General features: G+C 41.4%; 12 protein-coding genes. 5 read left to right on the top strand and 7 right to left on the bottom strand.

Annotated features, from left to right (window positions below):
• The first annotated feature begins 71 nt into the window (after positions 1-71).
• The 4 genes from Xenpb_RS02060 to serS all read left to right on the top strand — a co-directional run bounded on the left by Xenpb_RS02060 (position 72) and on the right by serS (position 6844).
• Complete coding sequence (locus tag Xenpb_RS02060; RefSeq protein WP_187652878.1) at positions 72-3398, top strand: DNA translocase FtsK 4TM domain-containing protein; 3327 nt, start codon at positions 72-74, stop codon at positions 3396-3398.
• Positions 3399-3471: 73 nt separating this feature from the next.
• Complete coding sequence (lolA, locus tag Xenpb_RS02055) at positions 3472-4083, top strand: outer membrane lipoprotein chaperone LolA (protein ID WP_099114343.1); 612 nt, start codon at positions 3472-3474, stop codon at positions 4081-4083.
• Positions 4084-4090: 7 nt separating this feature from the next.
• Positions 4091-5434, top strand: a complete 1344-nt coding sequence (locus Xenpb_RS02050) for a replication-associated recombination protein A (RefSeq protein WP_187652877.1) — start codon at positions 4091-4093, stop codon at positions 5432-5434.
• A 120-nt stretch (positions 5435-5554) separates the two neighbouring features.
• A complete protein-coding gene (serS, locus tag Xenpb_RS02045) occupies positions 5555-6844 on the top strand; it encodes a serine--tRNA ligase (protein ID WP_187652876.1) in 1290 nt (429 codons plus the stop codon).
• 133 nt (positions 6845-6977) lie between these two features.
• Here serS and Xenpb_RS02040 read toward each other — a convergent pair whose 3' ends face one another.
• From Xenpb_RS02040 to ycaO, 7 genes are all read right to left on the bottom strand, one after another.
• A complete protein-coding gene (locus Xenpb_RS02040) occupies positions 6978-7796 on the bottom strand; it encodes a BPSS1780 family membrane protein (protein ID WP_187652875.1) in 819 nt (272 codons plus the stop codon).
• 117 nt (positions 7797-7913) lie between these two features.
• Positions 7914-8729, bottom strand: a complete 816-nt coding sequence (locus Xenpb_RS02035) for a BPSS1780 family membrane protein (protein ID WP_187652874.1) — start codon at positions 8727-8729, stop codon at positions 7914-7916.
• A gap of 593 nt (positions 8730-9322) precedes the next feature.
• Complete coding sequence (locus tag Xenpb_RS02030; protein ID WP_187652873.1) at positions 9323-10468, bottom strand: endonuclease/exonuclease/phosphatase family protein; 1146 nt, start codon at positions 10466-10468, stop codon at positions 9323-9325.
• A gap of 171 nt (positions 10469-10639) precedes the next feature.
• Positions 10640-11380: a pyruvate formate lyase 1-activating protein gene (gene pflA, locus Xenpb_RS02025; RefSeq protein WP_187652872.1), complete on the bottom strand. Its 741-nt coding sequence runs from the start codon at positions 11378-11380 to the stop codon at positions 10640-10642.
• 121 nt (positions 11381-11501) lie between these two features.
• A complete protein-coding gene (gene pflB / locus Xenpb_RS02020; protein WP_187652871.1) occupies positions 11502-13784 on the bottom strand; it encodes a formate C-acetyltransferase in 2283 nt (760 codons plus the stop codon).
• A 55-nt stretch (positions 13785-13839) separates the two neighbouring features.
• Positions 13840-14697 carry a formate transporter FocA gene (gene focA / locus Xenpb_RS02015; RefSeq protein WP_187652870.1) on the bottom strand — a complete coding sequence of 286 codons (858 nt, stop codon included), beginning with the start codon at positions 14695-14697 and terminating at the stop codon, positions 13840-13842.
• 328 nt (positions 14698-15025) lie between these two features.
• Positions 15026-16786, bottom strand: coding sequence for a 30S ribosomal protein S12 methylthiotransferase accessory factor YcaO (gene ycaO, locus Xenpb_RS02010; protein WP_187652869.1), 1761 nt, complete (start codon positions 16784-16786; stop codon positions 15026-15028).
• Positions 16787-16934: 148 nt separating this feature from the next.
• Between ycaO and ansB the strand changes: the two genes are divergently transcribed.
• Positions 16935-17978: an L-asparaginase 2 gene (ansB, locus tag Xenpb_RS02005; protein ID WP_187652868.1), complete on the top strand. Its 1044-nt coding sequence runs from the start codon at positions 16935-16937 to the stop codon at positions 17976-17978.
• Positions 17979-18309 lie beyond the last annotated feature (331 nt).

The raw sequence follows: 18309 nt of genomic DNA, 5'->3' as shown, positions 1-18309 counted from the left end.
ATACAGTTTCAACGCTGAGCTATCCTCAGCGTTGTTCCGTTTAATCAACATGAAAACCTGGAGAGTCTTTCTTGAACCAGGAATATACAGAAGACAAACGTGTTAAGTTAAAAAAAATAAGCAGTAGCCGCCGGCTCTTAGAAGCTGTCCTGTTGGTTATTGCCATTTGTGCTGTGTACTTAATGATAGCGCTTGTCAGCTTCAACCCATCCGATCCTAGCTGGTCACAAACGTCGTGGCATGAACCCGTTCATAATTGGAGTGGCAGCGTTGGTGCCTGGTTATCAGACATACTATTCTCGGCATTTGGTATTCTTGCCTATGCAGTCCCACCGTTAATGTTTTTAGGGTGTTGGAATGCTTTCCGTCAGAACGATAGGCAAGAGTACGTAGATTTCTTCACACTCGCACTGCGCGTCATTGGTGCTTTAGCGCTGATATTGACTTCATGTGGTTTGGCTGCGCTCAATATTGACGATTTAAATGATTTTGCCGCTGGTGGCGTTATCGGCAACTTATTTAGCAATGCAATTCTGCCTTGGTTCAATGTTCTTGGAGCAACGTTGGCGCTGCTTGGCATTTGGGCTGTTGGCTTTACCCTATTTACGGGTTGGTCATGGCTCGCGATTGCGGAAAAAATTGGTGAAGTCATTCTGAATTCAATTAGTTTTGTGGTAAACCGTGGCCGTAATAATGCGGAATATTACGATGATGAATTGGAAAATAAAGTCGTTTCCGAACGTTCCACCAGTGAACAAGATAGAGCTGAGCACGTTGATAAAGGTGACATAATTAAGACAGCCGTTACGACTGGAACAGTGGATGAAGATGATGTATTGCTGACGGCGCCAACAATCGTTGAATTAGCGAATACGGATTCAACATCATCGGTTGATTCAATCCCTCCTGTTATGGAACCTTCTGAAACGTTTCAGGAAAATAACTCACCTGAACCTATTGATGCAGAATCTGCTACCGTCATTTCAGCAAAAGAAGCCGTGTTTTCAGAAATGGCTGATAATTCACTTAACAGTGAGCCGTCTCTACAACTGGCTACGCAGTCAGCAGAGACTTTGCCAGAGTTTGCAGCAGATGAACAGGAACCTGTTCGTTATTCATTTGAATTGCCGACAGATTATCAATTGGATGCAGAATCAGAATCTGGCCCTCTTTCGCAGACTCACAATGAAAATATCAATCTGAAAAATACAGCGGCAGATATAACAAGTTCTGCGGTTGTAACGAGAAATCCGCAGGTCAAGCAGGGGATTGGCCCTGAAATGCCTCGTCCTAATCCGGTCAGAATACCTACACGCCGGGAATTGTATGGCATTAAAGTGCCTTCTCATCGTTTGGCAGAGCATCTGCAACGAGAAGAAAAAGAAAGGCAAAATGAACTGATTGCGGAAGCTGACGAGCAGCAAATGGATGAGCAACAGCAAAACATGCTGCGTCAGCAATTCCTTGAACAACAACGTGAACGCTATGGTTCAGATTTTGAAGCGGAAAGTAAAGATCAACAACAAGCTGCGTCAGTATATGAACAACCTAAATATGAACAACCCAGAGTAGCGGCATTTACGGAAAATAATCCGCAAAATAGTGTAGATGAAGGTATAGATGAACAGGCTGCGCAGGAAGAAGCGTTACGGCTTGCATTTGAGCAGCAGCAACGTGAGCGTTATCAAATAAGTCAGCCTGCCGAATCTGCATTTATGCCAACAGAAGCCCCGACTCATCAGGTACAGGAGAAAAAAATAGCTCCGGCTCTTGCTTCTCATGAGTTGAAAACTGAACATATTCTTGCGCAGCAACCGCAGCAACCGCAGCAACCGCAGCAACCGCAGCAACCGCAGCAAGATAGTCTGTTCCATCCGTTTTTGATACGCAATGATCAACCGTTGCCGAAACCGACGACGCCGATGCCTTCTCTGGATCTTCTGGCAAAACCGCCAGCGGAAGAAGAGCCGGTTGATATGTTTGCTCTTGAACAAACCTCTCGTTTGATTGAAGCGCGCTTGAATGATTATCGCGTCAAAGCGGACGTTGTTGGATTTTCTCCCGGCCCTGTTATTACACGATTTGAACTGGATCTGGCACCTGGAGTTAAAGCTTCCCGTATTTCTAACTTATCGCGTGACCTTGCTCGTTCACTTTCAGCGGTAGCCGTTCGTATTGTTGAAGTGATTCCGGGAAAACCTTATGTTGGTTTAGAACTACCCAATAAGAAACGGCAAACAGTTTACCTGCGGGAAGTGTTGGATTGCGAGAAATTCCGTGATAACCCATCACCATTGACTATCGTTCTTGGAAAAGATATTGCAGGGCAGCCGGTTGTGGCTGATCTGGGCAAAATGCCTCACTTGCTGGTTGCAGGGACAACCGGATCGGGTAAATCGGTCGGGGTTAACGCTATGATCCTCAGTATCCTGTATAAAGCGAAACCAGAAGATGTTCGCTTTATCATGATTGACCCTAAAATGCTGGAGTTATCGGTTTATGAAGGCATTCCACACTTGTTGACCGAAGTTGTCACCGATATGAAAGATGCCGCCAACGCATTGCGTTGGTGTGTGAATGAGATGGAACGACGCTACAAACTGATGTCAGCTTTGGGTGTACGTAATCTCGCCGGCTACAACGACAAAATCAAACAAGCGGAAAATATGGGACGTCCAATCCCTGATCCATTCTGGAAACCAGGCGATAGTATGGATGTAACACATCCTGTGCTGAAAAAAGAGCCTTATATTGTTGTGATGGTTGATGAATTTGCCGATTTAATGATGACGGTAGGGAAAAAGGTGGAAGAATTAATTGCGCGTTTGGCTCAGAAAGCACGCGCAGCAGGTATCCACTTAGTATTGGCAACACAACGCCCCTCTGTTGATATTATCACCGGATTGATTAAGGCAAATATTCCGACACGTATTGCATTTACCGTGTCCAGTAAAATCGATTCCCGTACCATTCTTGATCAAGGTGGTGCAGAATCATTGCTTGGCATGGGGGATATGCTTTATTTAGCACCAAACTCTTCCATTCCTGTGCGTGTTCATGGTGCATTTGTACGCGATCAAGAAGTTCACGAAGTGGTTAATGACTGGAAAGCCCGTGGTCGCCCTCAATACATTGATAGCATTATCAAAGGGGGAGAAGACGGTGAAGGTGGTTTAGGATTTGATAGCGATGAAGAACTCGATCCTTTATTTGATCAAGCAGTTGAATTTGTGATTGAAAAACGCCGGGTTTCCATTTCGGGTGTGCAACGCCAATTCCGCATCGGATATAATCGGGCAGCCCGGATTGTTGAACAAATGGAAGCACAACAGATTGTTAGTGCGCCTGGTCATAATGGCAATCGTGAAGTTTTGGCACCTCCGCCGCACGAACATTAATCACAACTGTAAAATATAACGTGGTATCGGCCATTAAAGCCGGGAATAAATACGAATTGAAGGTATCTCGCACATGAAAAAACTGATGTTAATTGGTTGTCTGATGATGGGTGTGAGCGTGGGTTCTGCATGGGCTGATGCGACTCAGGATCTGCAAGGGCGTTTGGGAAAGGTAAATAGTTTTCATGCCAGCTTTACTCAAACAGTTACGAGTAATGATGGTTCAACGATCCAAAAAGGAGAAGGTGAACTTTGGATCAAACGTCCTAATTTGTTTAACTGGCATATGACATCACCTGATGAAAGCGTTTTGGTTTCTGATGGCAATACATTGTGGTTTTATAATCCCTTTGTTGAACAAGTGACAGCGAACTGGTTAAAAGATGCAACGGGAAATACACCATTTATGTTAATTGCGCGTAATGATCCCGCTGATTGGAAACAGTACAAAGTTGTGCAAAGCAATAATAATTTTGAACTGACTCCCACTAACGCCAATGGCAATCTAAAACATTTTTCGATTACCGTAACCCCAGAGGGGACCATTCAGAAGTTCACAGCGGTTGAACAGGACGGGCAAAAGAGCGCTTATCAATTGAAAGGGCAGCAAAACACCAATGTAGATGCGGCGAAATTTAAATTTACCGTACCAGAAGGTGTCACGCTGGATGATCAACGCCAGTGAGGTTTAAGTGAACAATCTTTCACTCGACTTTTCACAAAATGAATTTCAGCCACTGGCCGCAAGAATGCGGCCAGTCACATTAGATCATTATATTGGTCAGCAACACTTGTTGGCAGAAGGAAAACCTTTGCCAAGGGCAATTCGAGCTGGCCATCTCCATTCTATGATTTTATGGGGCCCGCCAGGAACAGGAAAAACAACGCTGGCTGAAATTATCGGGCACTATGCACAAGCTGATATTGAACGTATTTCAGCAGTGACCTCCGGTATTAAAGAAATTCGTGAATCTATAGAAAAAGCACGTCAAAATCGTAATGCAGGGCGCAGAACTATCTTATTCGTTGATGAAGTTCACCGATTTAATAAAAGCCAACAGGATGCGTTTTTGCCGCATATTGAAGATGGCACGATCACATTTATTGGCGCTACGACTGAAAACCCTTCATTCGAATTAAATTCAGCTTTGTTGTCACGGGCTCGTGTTTACTTATTGAAACCACTCTCAACGGCAGAAATTGAGCAAGTACTTATACAGGCGATGAACGATAAAGAGTGTGGCATTGGTGGGCAAAATATCATATTGCCGGATAATACCCGCCAAATGATAGCAGAGCTTGTTGCAGGAGATGCCCGCCGTTCACTGAACTTACTGGAAATGATGTCAGATATGGCAGAAGCAAATTCGCAGGGGCAGAAAATTCTGACACCGGAATTGCTGAAAGAGGTCAGTGGAGAGCGGAGTGCGCGCTTTGATAATAAAGGTGATCGATTTTACGATTTAATTTCTGCCCTGCATAAGTCAGTCCGTGGTTCAGCGCCTGATGCCGCGCTTTATTGGTATGCCCGAATTATTACCGCAGGTGGTGATCCACTTTATGTTGCCCGCCGATTATTGGCGATTGCTTCTGAAGATGTAGGAAATGCTGATCCACGCGGAATGCAGGTCGCCATTGCTGCATGGGATTGCTTCACTCGTGTGGGGGCAGCAGAAGGAGAACGAGCGATTGCACAGGCAATTGTTTATCTCGCGTGTGCACCAAAAAGTAATGCGGTTTATACAGCATTCAAGGCAGCAATGGCGGATGCGCAAGACAAGCCTGATTATGATGTACCGGCCCATTTGCGTAATGCGCCGACTAACTTAATGAAAGAGATGGGGTTTGGCGAAGCATACCGCTACGCCCATGATGAAACGAATGCTTATGCTGCCGGTGAAGTTTATTTCCCACCGGAAATGCAGCAAATACGCTACTATTACCCGACAACCAGAGGGCTGGAAGGTAAGATTGGAGAGAAGTTAAACTGGTTAATGGAACAGGATAAAAATAGCCTGATAAAACGCTATCGTTAATCTCTTTGATACGGTAAGGTTTATATCCAACAGATTTCATCATGTTTTCTCAGTAACAATTTTTTCAATAACAATTTTCTCAATAACAATTTTCTCAATAACAACAAGCACAGGACTAGTATGCTCGATCCAAACCTACTGCGTAATGAGCTAGACGCAGTCGCCGAAAAATTGGCTCGCAGGGGTTATACCCTTGATGTGGAGATGCTGCGCAAATTAGAAGAGCGCCGCAAAGTTTTACAAGTTGAAACTGAAACCCTGCAAGCAGAACGTAATTCCCGATCGAAGTCTATTGGTGCAGCGAAAGCCCGTGGTGAAGATATTGAACCACTGCGTCAGGAAGTGAATCAATTGGGAGAAAAACTGGATTCAGCAAAAGCTGAACTGGAAGCGTTGCAGGCTGAGATCCGTACTCTTGCTTTAAGCATGCCGAATATCCCGGATGATTCTTCTCCTGACGGAAAAGATGACAGTGACAATCTGGAAATGAGTCGTTGGGGTGAGCCTCGTCAGTATGACTTTGAAATCAAAGATCATGTATCACTGGGTGAATTGACCGGCGGCCTTGATTTTGCTGCTGCGGTAAAATTAACAGGTTCACGCTTTGTCGTAATGAAAGGCCAGCTTGCCCGCCTGCATCGTGCTATCGCACAGTTCATGCTGGATCTGCATACTGAGCAGCACGGTTATCTGGAAACTTATGTTCCTTACTTAGTTAACCAAGATTCTCTGTATGGTACGGGTCAATTGCCTAAGTTCGGCGAAGATCTGTTCCACACCAGACCGCTGGAAGAAGAATCTGGCAGTAACTATGCCTTGATCCCAACGGCTGAAGTCCCTGTTACAAATTTGGTTCGTGATGAAATTCTGGATGAAAGCGAATTACCACTGAAAATGACAGCACATACACCTTGCTTCCGTTCTGAAGCGGGTTCTTATGGCCGTGATACCCGTGGTCTTATTCGCATGCACCAATTTGATAAAGTTGAATTGGTTCAGATTGTTCATCCTGAAAAATCCATGGATGCACTGGAAGAATTGACAGGGCATGCCGAAAAAGTGTTGCAGTTGCTGAACTTGCCTTACCGCAAGATGTTGCTGTGTACAGGAGATATGGGAGCGAGCGCAAGAAAGACTTACGATCTGGAAGTTTGGCTGCCTGCGCAAAATACTTACCGCGAAATCTCATCTTGCTCTAATATGTGGGATTTTCAGGCTCGTCGTATGCAGGCGCGTTTCCGCGGTAAAGATGACAAGAAAACCCAGTTGGTGCATACACTGAATGGTTCTGGTCTAGCGGTAGGTCGTACACTGGTTGCGGTGATGGAAAACTATCAGCAGGCAGATGGCCGTATTGAAATCCCAGAAGTGTTGCGTCCTTATATGAATGGACTGGAATACATTGGTTAATAACATGTATTCTTTAATAAAAAAAGCGCCGAATATTGGCGCTTTTTTTATGAGTAAGCTCCTAATAAAATAAGATCTAAATATCATTCCCTTATTTTTAAAATTCCTTTTATTATCATCAGGTTTAATTAATTCACAGCTTGTTCGAGGATTCTTCTTTTTTGTAAAAAACACGACGATAAGAGGAATAAGAGGTTGCCATATACAGCGGTGCTGTTAGCAAGAGCCCTAAAAATAGAGGAAGTGTAGAAAGAAATATTAAAAGATACATAAAAATGAAAAATAGTATTACCCCTAAAATATTTTTCGATATTGCATTGAAACTGATTGAAAGAGCTTTTCCTACGTTGAAATTTTTAAGGATAATCAGTGCAGGAGCAAACCAAGAACATGCAGTGGATAAAAACAGGGAAATTAGGGAAATCATCAGGGATAAAAATGATGATTCTGAATCATTATAGGTTATGATTGAGTCAAAATTAATGTATGAATAGATATCACCAAAAACAGATTGATAGAGATTGTCACCATCGATTAGTGCGATAAGCAGGGAGCTTATTATTTGTATTCCACAAACGATTAAACCAACGACAAGTAGGTCACCACATTTATATTTAAATCCATCAAAAAAACGTCCTAACTCGAATTTACCGTGAGTTCTTTGTTTTTCACAAATGACTATAATGCCAGCGACAAATAAAGGCTCCAATAAATTAGGAAGAATAAAACCAAAATGCGGGATAAGTATTAGGCCTAATTGGATGATTCCATAGATAATTACCATTACTATCCACATAACCAGTTTAGGTGTTATAAAATCCCACGCATCGCCTATCCAACCGATGGTTGCGCTTACATTAATTGTCTGTCCATTGGGAATGAATATACTGTTATCATTAGTAGCATTATTAGATGTGTTTTCCAAATTTTGATGAATATTTGGGTTATCCATTACTTTTTAATCTCCTGATTATTAATGTTTTTTATCTGGTTATACAAAGTGTTAAGTGATAATAAAAAAGCGCTATTTTTTAGCGCTTTTTACATGTGGGTATCGATGGGTGAAAATTTAAACGATTAAACTCGATTTTGTTTCTTTTTCTTCTGGAGTATAAAAGATACTACGATAGGTCGTGTAATAAGTTATCATGTACATAGGGATTGTCACAAGCAGACCCAATAGTAATGGAATCGCGGAAACAAACATCAGGATGCCTATCAACAAGAAAAAGAGAAAACCACCAAATAGATTTTTCCTTACTGCACTAAGACTCATTGAAACTGCTTCGCCAAATTTTAAATCATTAATGATGATCAGAGCAGGAGCAAACCAGATAAACGCTAAGGCAACTATTATGAAAATGTATAGAACAACTATTGCTAATAGAAAGGTAGAAAGGCTACCTATTAATAGTGCTGGATCGGGGTCTTGCCCTGATAAAATCAATTGAAATATACTTGCACCGCCAACAATCATAGCAGCAATAAAGCCAAGCAGATGTATACCAAAGTAAAGTGCACCAACAGCAACTAATGAACCCAACTTATTTTTAAATCCGTAGAAAATTGACTCTATGTCAAAATCGCCTGTTGTTCTTTGTTTCTCACTTGCAGCGATGAAGCCTGCAACGAATACTGGACCAAATAGTGCAGTAAAGATACCGAGTACAGGCATGAACTGAGCTATTATCAGAATAACTATGTAAATTAAAGTCATCAATATCCATTTCAGTGAACTTGCTTTAAACATCTCCCATGCGTTACCGATCCACTCTGTTGCTGCTCCAGCTCCTACTGCTCGACCACCAGGAATGAATGTGCTTTTTTCTTTGCTCAGGGAAACGTTGTTTTCTCCTGAATTCAAATTAATCTCTTGATTATCCATTTTTTTTCCGATTTATCTTATTGAATGGCTATTGTCGAATTGGTTTTTCTCTATTTCCACCCCGCTAACACAAATTGTTAGAGAAAACAGCAGAATTATCATATAAAAATTATTAATCAACAAGTATTAATTGTCATTCTTATCAGTAGATTAATGGTGGTTTTATCCGTGTTACTGAGTAAATTGAAGTGTTTTTTGTCGCTTATGACAATATGTTTTAGTTAAATTAACTTATCCATATGGATGTAAAGCAAATAAATTTATCTTTAATAGCAAAAATTGAATTTATTTAGATTGAAATTTTTATTCAATGCCAGAAATTTGTTCTGGTTTAAGGCCGTATGTTCTTCATATCCTGTGGTTAATATTTTACCATTGTTTGAATGGCATTTTTCTATGATTTTTATTAAATATTAATTAGTTATAGTTAATTGATGTAATTAAAAAAGAAATATGAAAGCGCAATCTGGCTTTTTATTTGGATAATATCAGGCTGTACTCAGCCTGATATTACTATAACTGGTTATAATTAATGGGATGAATTTATCATTATTCAGCCTTTATATTTTGGATAAGTAAGTTATATCAACCAGTTAGGGTCTTAAATCAAAAGTAACTAATACACCTTTGTGGTCAGTAGGCCAAACACCTTTAGGCTGTTTAAACTTATCTTGAGAGGTTTCTTGAACACGTTTGCTTTTAACAATACTACCAGAAGGTCCAATGATAACGGCACCTTGAACTGCTAATCGTGAGTCATTGTGGAAAAAAATAAAATCAATCCGATCGCGTTCATCTGCTTTTGGGGCCCATATAAGCTTTTTGATATCAACATATATATTATTTGCTGGCCAGGTAAAACCTGGATAAGCGACTGGATCGGGGTATTTTATTCGATAAGTATCAAGATAGCCTGAATTAGTTAATAGTTTACTACTCGTCCAAGGAACCACAGCTCCGTTATGGTCGAAAAGATTTTTCGTTTCTTCTGACCAATCCATCCAAGAAGGTTCATTAAAATCACCCGCCAATATAACTAAATGATTATTGTTGATTTCATTTTGAGCATCATTTATAAATAATTTAATCGAGTTTGGACGTTGGGATTGATTGTTTTCTCTCAGTATATCGTTAATATTAGTATCTGGGCCATTGGCTAACTCTTTCCAAGTATTACCATCATAACCTCTGGGAAGGTAATAGGCAGCGTTTTTATAATCTAAATGACAGGAGTAAAAATCTATATAAGTGTTATTTATTTTAATTAATGCTTTAGTAAATCTGTCAAAATTACTATGTTTGATTATAGGGTAACGGGAAAGAATACTGGCATCATTTTTTGATTTGTAAGAATAATATCTTATTCCTTTGGCATTAAGCGTTTTTACTAAGCGTTTAGTAAAATCAATATTATTATAATTTTTTACTTCACTAAGTGCTATAAGATCCGCGTTAGTAGAAATGATAGCATTTATAATGCCTTCATAACCACCTTTAACGGTAATACCCGCTAGCCAAGTATTTAATGTGAAAATTTTTAATATAACTTTATTGTTTTTACCATTGGTATAAATTTGGATGTTATTGTTTTTAGGTTTGTCATCGAGGTTTATCAATGTATTATCATTACTTTCGTATGCTGGTTTATTTGGTTTTAATGTTGTCTCATTAGCTTGTGTATTTAATGAAGTTAATAATATACATACGCTAAATAAAGAAAAAATGAAGTTTTTCATCATAATATCCTCGGAGTAACAACGGAATATTGTGATAATATTGCTGAAATTAAATAATTATTCAATATTATTGGTAGAAAATATAAGAATAGATTTGAGGTGTTAAGATAACTATTTAGAATAAAACTGGCAGCAATTATTTGATGCCAGTTTTTGATTAGAAGAGGGATAAATCTAGTAGATCACATGATGCCCATAACGACTCAAAATTTCTTTTACCCTATCCATTGTCTCTTTTGATGGGGGCTTGACACCTTCTAGTTTATATTCTTCGCCCATTGCAATCCATTTATGTTTACCAAGTTCGTGATAAGGTAATAATTCAATTTTCTCAATGTTTTTCATATCTTTGGTAAATTCACCAAGCAGATGAACGGATTGATCGTCATCCGACCAACCGGGGACGACGACATAGCGAATCCAAACTTTTTGATGACGTTTTGCCAGATAACGGGCAAATTCGAGAGTCCGGTGATTAGAAACTCCGACTAATTTTTGGTGAATGTCATCGTCAAGCTGCTTTAAATCCAGCATAACCAGATCGGTATCGTCCAGCAGTTCATCGATCACCGGATCATAACGGCGAACAAAACCATTGGTATCCAGGCAGGTGTGAATGCCTTCTGCATGGCAAGCCCTGAACCAGTCGCGGACAAATTCAGCCTGAAGAATGGCTTCACCACCAGAAGCTGTAACGCCACCACCAGAAGCATTCATAAAATGACGATAAGTTATTGCTTCTTTTATTAATTCTTCAACTGTCACGGTTTTTCCGCCATGGGTATCCCAAGTATCGCGGTTGTGGCAATAGAGGCAACGCATCAGGCAGCCTTGGAAAAACGCGATAAAACGGATACCGGGGCCATCAACGGTTCCGCAAGATTCAAAAGAGTGGATACGACCAAGTACGGACATGAAAGGATTTCTCCAAAGACTGACAAGCTGATAAAGGCCCCAATTGTGGAGGGGCCTTTAGTGTATGTCATTTCATTTCATCAGAAAATAATGACATTTTCGATGCTGCTATTCTGATTATTTACATTGATTGAGTAAATGTACGGGTAATCACATCTCGTTGCTGTTCTTTAGTCAGCGAATTGAAACGTACTGCATAACCGGATACGCGAATAGTCAACTGAGGATATTTCTCAGGATTTTCCATTGCATCCAATAACATCTCACGATTCATCACGTTGACATTCAGATGCTGACCGCCTTCGATATCTGCTTCGTGATGGAAATAGCCATCCATTAAGCCCGCCAGATTTGCTTTGCGTACATCATCATCTTTACCCAACGCATTCGGTACGATGGAGAAGGTATATGAAATACCATCTTTAGCATAGGCAAACGGTAGTTTAGCAACGGAGGTCAGTGAAGCAACTGCGCCTTTTTGGTCACGCCCGTGCATTGGGTTAGCACCTGGACCAAATGGTGCACCGGCACGGCGTCCATCAGGGGTATTACCTGTTTTCTTGCCATAAACGACGTTTGAAGTAATGGTCAGTACAGACTGTGTTGGAACTGCATTGCGGTATGTTTGCAGTTTCTGGATTTTTTTCATGAAGCGTTCAACCAGATCACAAGCGATATCATCGACACGAGGATCGTTGTTACCGAATTGTGGGTATTCACCTTCGATATTGAAATCAGTTGCTAAACCATCTTCATCACGGATTGGGGAAACTTTCGCATACTTAATTGCAGACAGTGAATCAGCCGCCACGGACAGACCCGCGATACCGCATGCCATGGTACGGAACACATCACGATCATGCAGTGCCATTAATGAAGCTTCATAGCTGTATTTGTCGTGCATGTAGTGGATGATGTTCAGGGCAGTGACATACTGTTTTGCCAACCAATCCATGAAGTGATCCATGCGATCCATAACTTTGTCATAATCAAGCACTGCATCTTTCATTGGCGCTTCTTTCGGGCCAACCTGCATTTTCAGTTTTTCATCCACGCCGCCATTGATGGCATACAACATGGTTTTTGCAAGGTTTGCACGGGCACCGAAGAACTGCATTTGTTTACCGACGATCATTGGGCTGACGCAGCATGCGATAGCATAGTCATCGCTGTTGAAGTCAGGACGCATTAAATCATCGTTTTCATATTGCAGAGATGAAGTATCGATAGAAACTTTTGCTGCGAATTTTTTGAAGCTAATCGGCAGTTTTTCAGACCACAGAATGGTCATGTTAGGCTCTGGGGATGGCCCCATGGTGTACAGTGTATTCAGGAAACGGAAGCTGTTTTTGGTCACAAGAGTACGACCGTCTAAACCCATACCTGCCAGTGATTCAGTTGCCCAGATTGGGTCACCGGAGAACAGTTCATCGTATTCCGGAGTACGCAGGAAACGCACCATGCGCAGTTTCATGACCAGATGATCGATCAGCTCTTGAGCCTGCTCTTCTGTCAGTTTGCCTGCGTTAATATCGCGTTCGATGTAGATATCCAAGAAGCTGGAAACACGACCGAAGGACATTGCTGCGCCGTTCTGAGATTTAACGGCTGCCAGATAGGCAAAATAAGTCCATTGTACCGCTTCTTTGGCATTGGTGGCCGGGTTGGAAATATCGTAACCATATTTAGCCGCCATCTCTTTCATTTGTCCAAGAGCACGGTGCTGTTCAGAAATTTCTTCGCGCAGGCGGATAGTCGATTCCAGATCTTCGCCGTTTTCCAGTTTTTCCTGTAGGGAAGTGAACTGGGCATATTTTTCATCACGCAGGAAGTCAATACCGTATAGCGCAACACGACGATAATCACCGATGATGCGTCCACGGCCATAAGCGTCAGGCAGGCCAGTCAATACACCAGATTTACGGCATTTCAGGATATCAGGTGTATAAACATCGAATACCCCCTGATTATGGGTTTTACGATATTCAGAGAAAATCTGTTTCAGTTTTGGATCCAGTTCGCGGTTATAGGCTTTGCAAGAACTTTCAACCATTTTAATGCCGCCAAATGGAATAATGGCACGTTTCAGAGGTGCTTCAGTTTGCAGACCAACGATTTGTTCCAGATCTTTTGCAATATAACCAGCATCATGAGAGGTAATTGTAGACGCAACATTAGTATCAAAATCTACCGGTGCATGAGTACGGTTTTCGATTTTGATACCTTCCATGACTTTTTCCCACAAAATATCTGTCTCTTTTGTGGCGCCTGCAAGGAATGATTCATCACCTTCATACGGAGTATAGTTTTTCTGGATGAAGTCACGAACGTTAACTTCATTTTGCCAGCTACCCTCGTTAAATCCTTGCCATGCTACAGAAAATTTTTCATTTAACTCAGACATGATACTTCTACCTTTTAACAGTGGAAATTTTAATAAATCTGGCGTGGAGGCGCAGTTAATGCTTTTTGCCGCCACGTAAATAAATAAACCAATAAGTCAACCCAACTAATACAGCACCACCAATAATGTTACCTATCGTTACAGGGATCAGATTATCGGTAATAAAGTTCGAAATGGTGAGTTGAGGAAACTGTTCGGGGGTTGCTCCCACTCTCACCCAGAATTCATCTGGCGCGAAGTTTCTGATGACGATCCCGAACGGAATTAAAAACATATTAGCGATACTGTGCTCAAAGCCGCTGGCAACAAACATCCCAATCGGGAGTATCAACGCGAATAATTTATCGGTCAAACTGCGTCCGGCATAGCTGATCCAAACCGAAAGGCAGACCATCAAATTGGCTAAAATACCCAAACATACCGCTTCAATAAAGGTATGGTGCATTTTGTGATCCGCGGTCTGTAATACATTCAGCCCCCAGGCACCATTGGCAACGGCATACTGGCCTGAGAACCAAACTAGGATCACAAAAAATAACGCGCCAATCAGATTACCGATATAAACATTAATCCAGTTCCTGAACATCTGTGACCACGTAATGCGCCCTGTTGCTTTTGAAATGATCGTCAGTACCGTGGAAGTGAAAAGATCAACACCACATATAACCACCAGCATCAAGCCAAGGGAAAAGCAGATCCCTCCCGTCAATTTTGCCAATCCATAAGGAATGGATGAGGTTCCTGTTGTTGCCGTAATATAAAAAACAAAAGCAATGGAGATAAACACACCTGCCATGATTGCCGATAAGTACGTCACTGCGGGGTGTTTATTGACTTTATATACACCACTATCATCAGAGATTTGTGCCATTACAGCAGGTGGAAATAAATTAAAAGGGTTGTCAGTTTTCATCCTAACACTCTCTTTATCCTTAAATAATTGTAGCACGCAATGATAGTAACAAATGGACATTGACCTGAATTTGATATGGATCATATTAGCCCGAAAGTTTGGTGAACTATGGACGTCAAAATGCAGCGTTATTATTTTATCACTTTGATTATAAAGAAAAAATATTTTTTAAAATTTATAAAAATATTTTATGTAGGGGGTTTTAGAGAGTTCAGATGGAAAAGTAAAATAACAGGTCAAATTGTCATTTATTTGTTGTTTTGAAATAAATTATATTTAACCTGAATTTTACTTTTTATAGTTAATAAACTTTAATGTAACAGTTTAATTATTTCGCCCAAAACTCACGTTTAGCTTTTTGCAGTTTTTCATAAGCATTCAACAATGCCTGATGCGCGGGCAATGCTTTTAATTCTGAATCAACAGACCATAAACCGTGGAAACAGTTCTCCCCAGCAATAGCAGCGGAAGCAGCATCAACCGTATCTTGCCCATACATCTTAACGAATGCTTGATAATACTGTGCGGGTTCGCGATCTTCTTCCTGAGTTAATAGCAGCAGTGTTTGCAGGCAGCGATAGTAATTAGCTCTCTCAGCGGTAAAGACAGAGGCATTGAAATCCTGTGTCCATTCAACCCAGATCAGGGCTTGTTCCGAATCGTTACCAGCCAGTGCCAGCATAGATTTCAATTCACCGATACGCAGATTGCTCCAGCCGTTATCTTTACCCGCAGCAATACCTAATAATTCACGAACGCGGGTGAAATCATCCAGTCCTTCATCGTCCAATAGTTCGAGAAAGGCAAGATACTCTTCCGGCTGCCATTGACTGTCCGGTAACGCCAGGATCGTGTCACGCAGATGCGTGCCCATCGTGTTATTGGCAATGTGTAAATCTTCAACCGGATAAATATCTGACATGCCAGGAACCAGAATGCGACATGCGTAAACGCCAAGATGTTCGTAATCTGCAATGTAGACTTCAGCATCCAGCGTATTGAAGATTCCCATCAGAGTGGCAAACTCTTCCTCTGTCGTACCACTGAAACTCCAGTCAGCAAATTCATAATCGGCATCCTGTTTGAAAAGATCCCAACTGATTGCACCGCTCGAATCAATAAAGTGAGTTTCCAGATTAGTATGCTCAGAGACTTCTTCATCATCAAAACTTGGTGGAGTAAAGACATCCAGATCTTTCAGGCTGCGCCCTTGCAGCAGCTCTGTAACAGTGCGTTCCAGCGCAACGCCAAAATCAGGATGAGCACCAAAGGATGCGAAGCAAGTACCATTATTCGGATTGAACAATACAACACAAATTACAGGGAATTGACCACCGAGTGAGGCATCGTAGCAATAAAGCGGGAAGCCTTCTTCCTGCAATTTGTTGACTGCTTCAACTACGGCAGGATAGCGGTTCATAACATCCTGTGGAATTTCAGGCAAGCTGATGCGTTCTGCGATAATACGGTTTTTCACATAACGTTCGAACACCTCAGACAACCCCTGAACGCGGGCTTCGTTCATGGTATTTCCGGCGGACATGCCGTTTGAAACATACAGATTTCCGACAATGTTCATCGGAATATAAATAGCCTGGTTATCTGATTGGCGCGTGAATGGTAAGGCACAGATACCACGCTCCTCATTACCCGATTGCAGGTCAATCAATTGGCTGGCACAGAGCGCATTATCTGGATTGTAAAAACGATGCAGGCGCTCATCTAAAATCCCTTCTGGCAGAGAATCATCTTCCGGCAGAGGGAACCATTTTTCAGTCGGATAATGAACAAATTCGCCTTTGGCAACAGTATCGCCAAGGTAAAAATCAGCAAAGAAATAGTTTGTCGATAGACGCTCAAAATATTCTCCCAATGCAGAAGCCAATGCCGCTTTTTTGCTGGCTCCCTTACCATTGGTAAAGCACAGAGGGCAGTCACGATCGCGGATATGTACTGACCAGACATTTGGTACAGGATTCAGCCATGAGGCTTCTTCAATATTAAAACCGAGAGATTCCAGCTTATGCTGGAAACGATTAATGGAGTCTTCCAATGCGGCATCTTTGCCTGGGATATAGGTTTGCGTCATCGTGATTCACTTCAATTTATGCTAAAGACCGCATATCATACGGCGTTTTTTTCATCCGCTCTATCAATTCCCAAAAATTATTGTTAATTAGAGTTTATTTATTCTTAGTTTACATAATAAAATAGCTTTTTTTACAAGAGGTTGAATAATGAAAAAGACTAAAATGACAGCAATAGCCGGTTTTTTGGCTTTAGTTAGCGGTTCTGCTTTTGCTTTGCCAAATATTACTGTTTTGGCAACTGGCGGCACGATTGCCGGGGGTGGTGAATCTGCAACTCAATCTAGTTATACTGCCGGTAAAGTCGGTGTTGATTCATTGCTGAACGCAGTGCCGGCAATCAGAAACATTGCTGATTTGAAAGGCGAGCAAGTTGTCAGCATTGGTTCGCAGGACATGAACGATCAGGTTTGGTTGACTCTGGCGAAAAAAATCAATGCTGATTGTGGTAAAACCGATGGTTTCGTTATCACCCATGGTACTGATACCATGGAAGAAACGGCTTACTTCCTTGATTTAACGACTCAATGCCAAAAACCTATCGTGATGGTTGGTGCTATGCGTCCATCCACCGCTTTGGGTGCTGATGGCCCATTGAACTTGTACAACGCGGTTGTTGTTGCTGCGGATAAAAACTCTGCAAACCGTGGCGTTTTGCTGGCGATGAATGATTCCGTTATTCATGGTCGTGACATCGGTAAATTGAGCACAACGGAAGTTCAGGCATTCCAGGCTGTAAATTCCGGTGCACAGGGTTTTGTTCATAACGGCAAAGTTAACTACTATTCCGCAGCGCCAGTAAAAACTAACAAAGCGGCTTTTGATGTTAGCGAATTGGACAAACTGCCAAAAGTTGGCATTGTTTATAACTACTCCAACGCATCTGATCTGCCAGCGAAAGCTTTCGTTGAAAATGGTTATCAGGGCATCATTAGTGCGGGTGTAGGTAACGGTAACATCTATAAGTCCATTTTCGACACGTTGACTAAAGCAGCTAAAGAGGGTGTCGTTGTTGTTCGCTCCAGTCGTATTCCTTTTGGTTACACCACCCAGAATGCTGAAGTTAACGACAGCAAGTATGGATTTGTAGCGTCTGAGCGTTTGAACCCACAGAAAGCGCGTGTTCTTCTGCAACTGGCGCTGACTCAGACTACTGATGTGGCAAAAATTCAGGAAATGTTCGGTAAGTATTAATTCCTGATTTAATTATTGATGTAAAGAAACCAGAAAGATGCTTTATGCGTCTTTCTGGTTTTTGCTTAAAACATTTAATTATGATATATGCCCGATTTGTCCCCAATAAAAGAGATAACGTGCTAATAAATGATTATCCATAGGTGAATCAGGGTGAGATCTCATATATTTAGTAAGGTTATTTAGGTTAAATAAAGACCAGAATATAACTTCTTATAGCTCTTTCTCTCATTAAAACGATAAGATCACGCTATTCCATAAAAATAGCGATCGTAATAATGAGTATTTTTAACTTTATCAGTAAGATCGATGACCCGCGTTCTGATATCAA

Source organism: Xenorhabdus sp. PB62.4, from assembly GCF_014467285.1.
Lineage (GTDB): Bacteria > Pseudomonadota > Gammaproteobacteria > Enterobacterales > Enterobacteriaceae > Xenorhabdus.
Note: the sequence above shows the minus strand (reverse complement) of the source record. Positions and strands in the feature narration are given on the sequence as shown.

Bases quoted from the DNA above. Each gene is read 5' to 3' on its own strand.
- lolA (WP_099114343.1), top strand. From the start codon at position 3,472: ATGAAAAAACTGATGTTAATTGGTTGTCTGATGATGGGTGTGAGCGTG.
- serS (WP_187652876.1), top strand. From the start codon at position 5,555: ATGCTCGATCCAAACCTACTGCGTAATGAGCTAGACGCAGTCGCCGAA.
- Xenpb_RS02040 (WP_187652875.1), bottom strand. From the start codon at position 7,796: ATGGATAACCCAAATATTCATCAAAATTTGGAAAACACATCTAATAAT.
- Xenpb_RS02035 (WP_187652874.1), bottom strand. From the start codon at position 8,729: ATGGATAATCAAGAGATTAATTTGAATTCAGGAGAAAACAACGTTTCC.
- Xenpb_RS02030 (WP_187652873.1), bottom strand. From the start codon at position 10,468: ATGATGAAAAACTTCATTTTTTCTTTATTTAGCGTATGTATATTATTA.
- pflA (WP_187652872.1), bottom strand. From the start codon at position 11,380: ATGTCCGTACTTGGTCGTATCCACTCTTTTGAATCTTGCGGAACCGTT.
- pflB (WP_187652871.1), bottom strand. From the start codon at position 13,784: ATGTCTGAGTTAAATGAAAAATTTTCTGTAGCATGGCAAGGATTTAAC.
- focA (WP_187652870.1), bottom strand. From the start codon at position 14,697: ATGAAAACTGACAACCCTTTTAATTTATTTCCACCTGCTGTAATGGCA.
- ycaO (WP_187652869.1), bottom strand. From the start codon at position 16,786: ATGACGCAAACCTATATCCCAGGCAAAGATGCCGCATTGGAAGACTCC.
- ansB (WP_187652868.1), top strand. From the start codon at position 16,935: ATGAAAAAGACTAAAATGACAGCAATAGCCGGTTTTTTGGCTTTAGTT.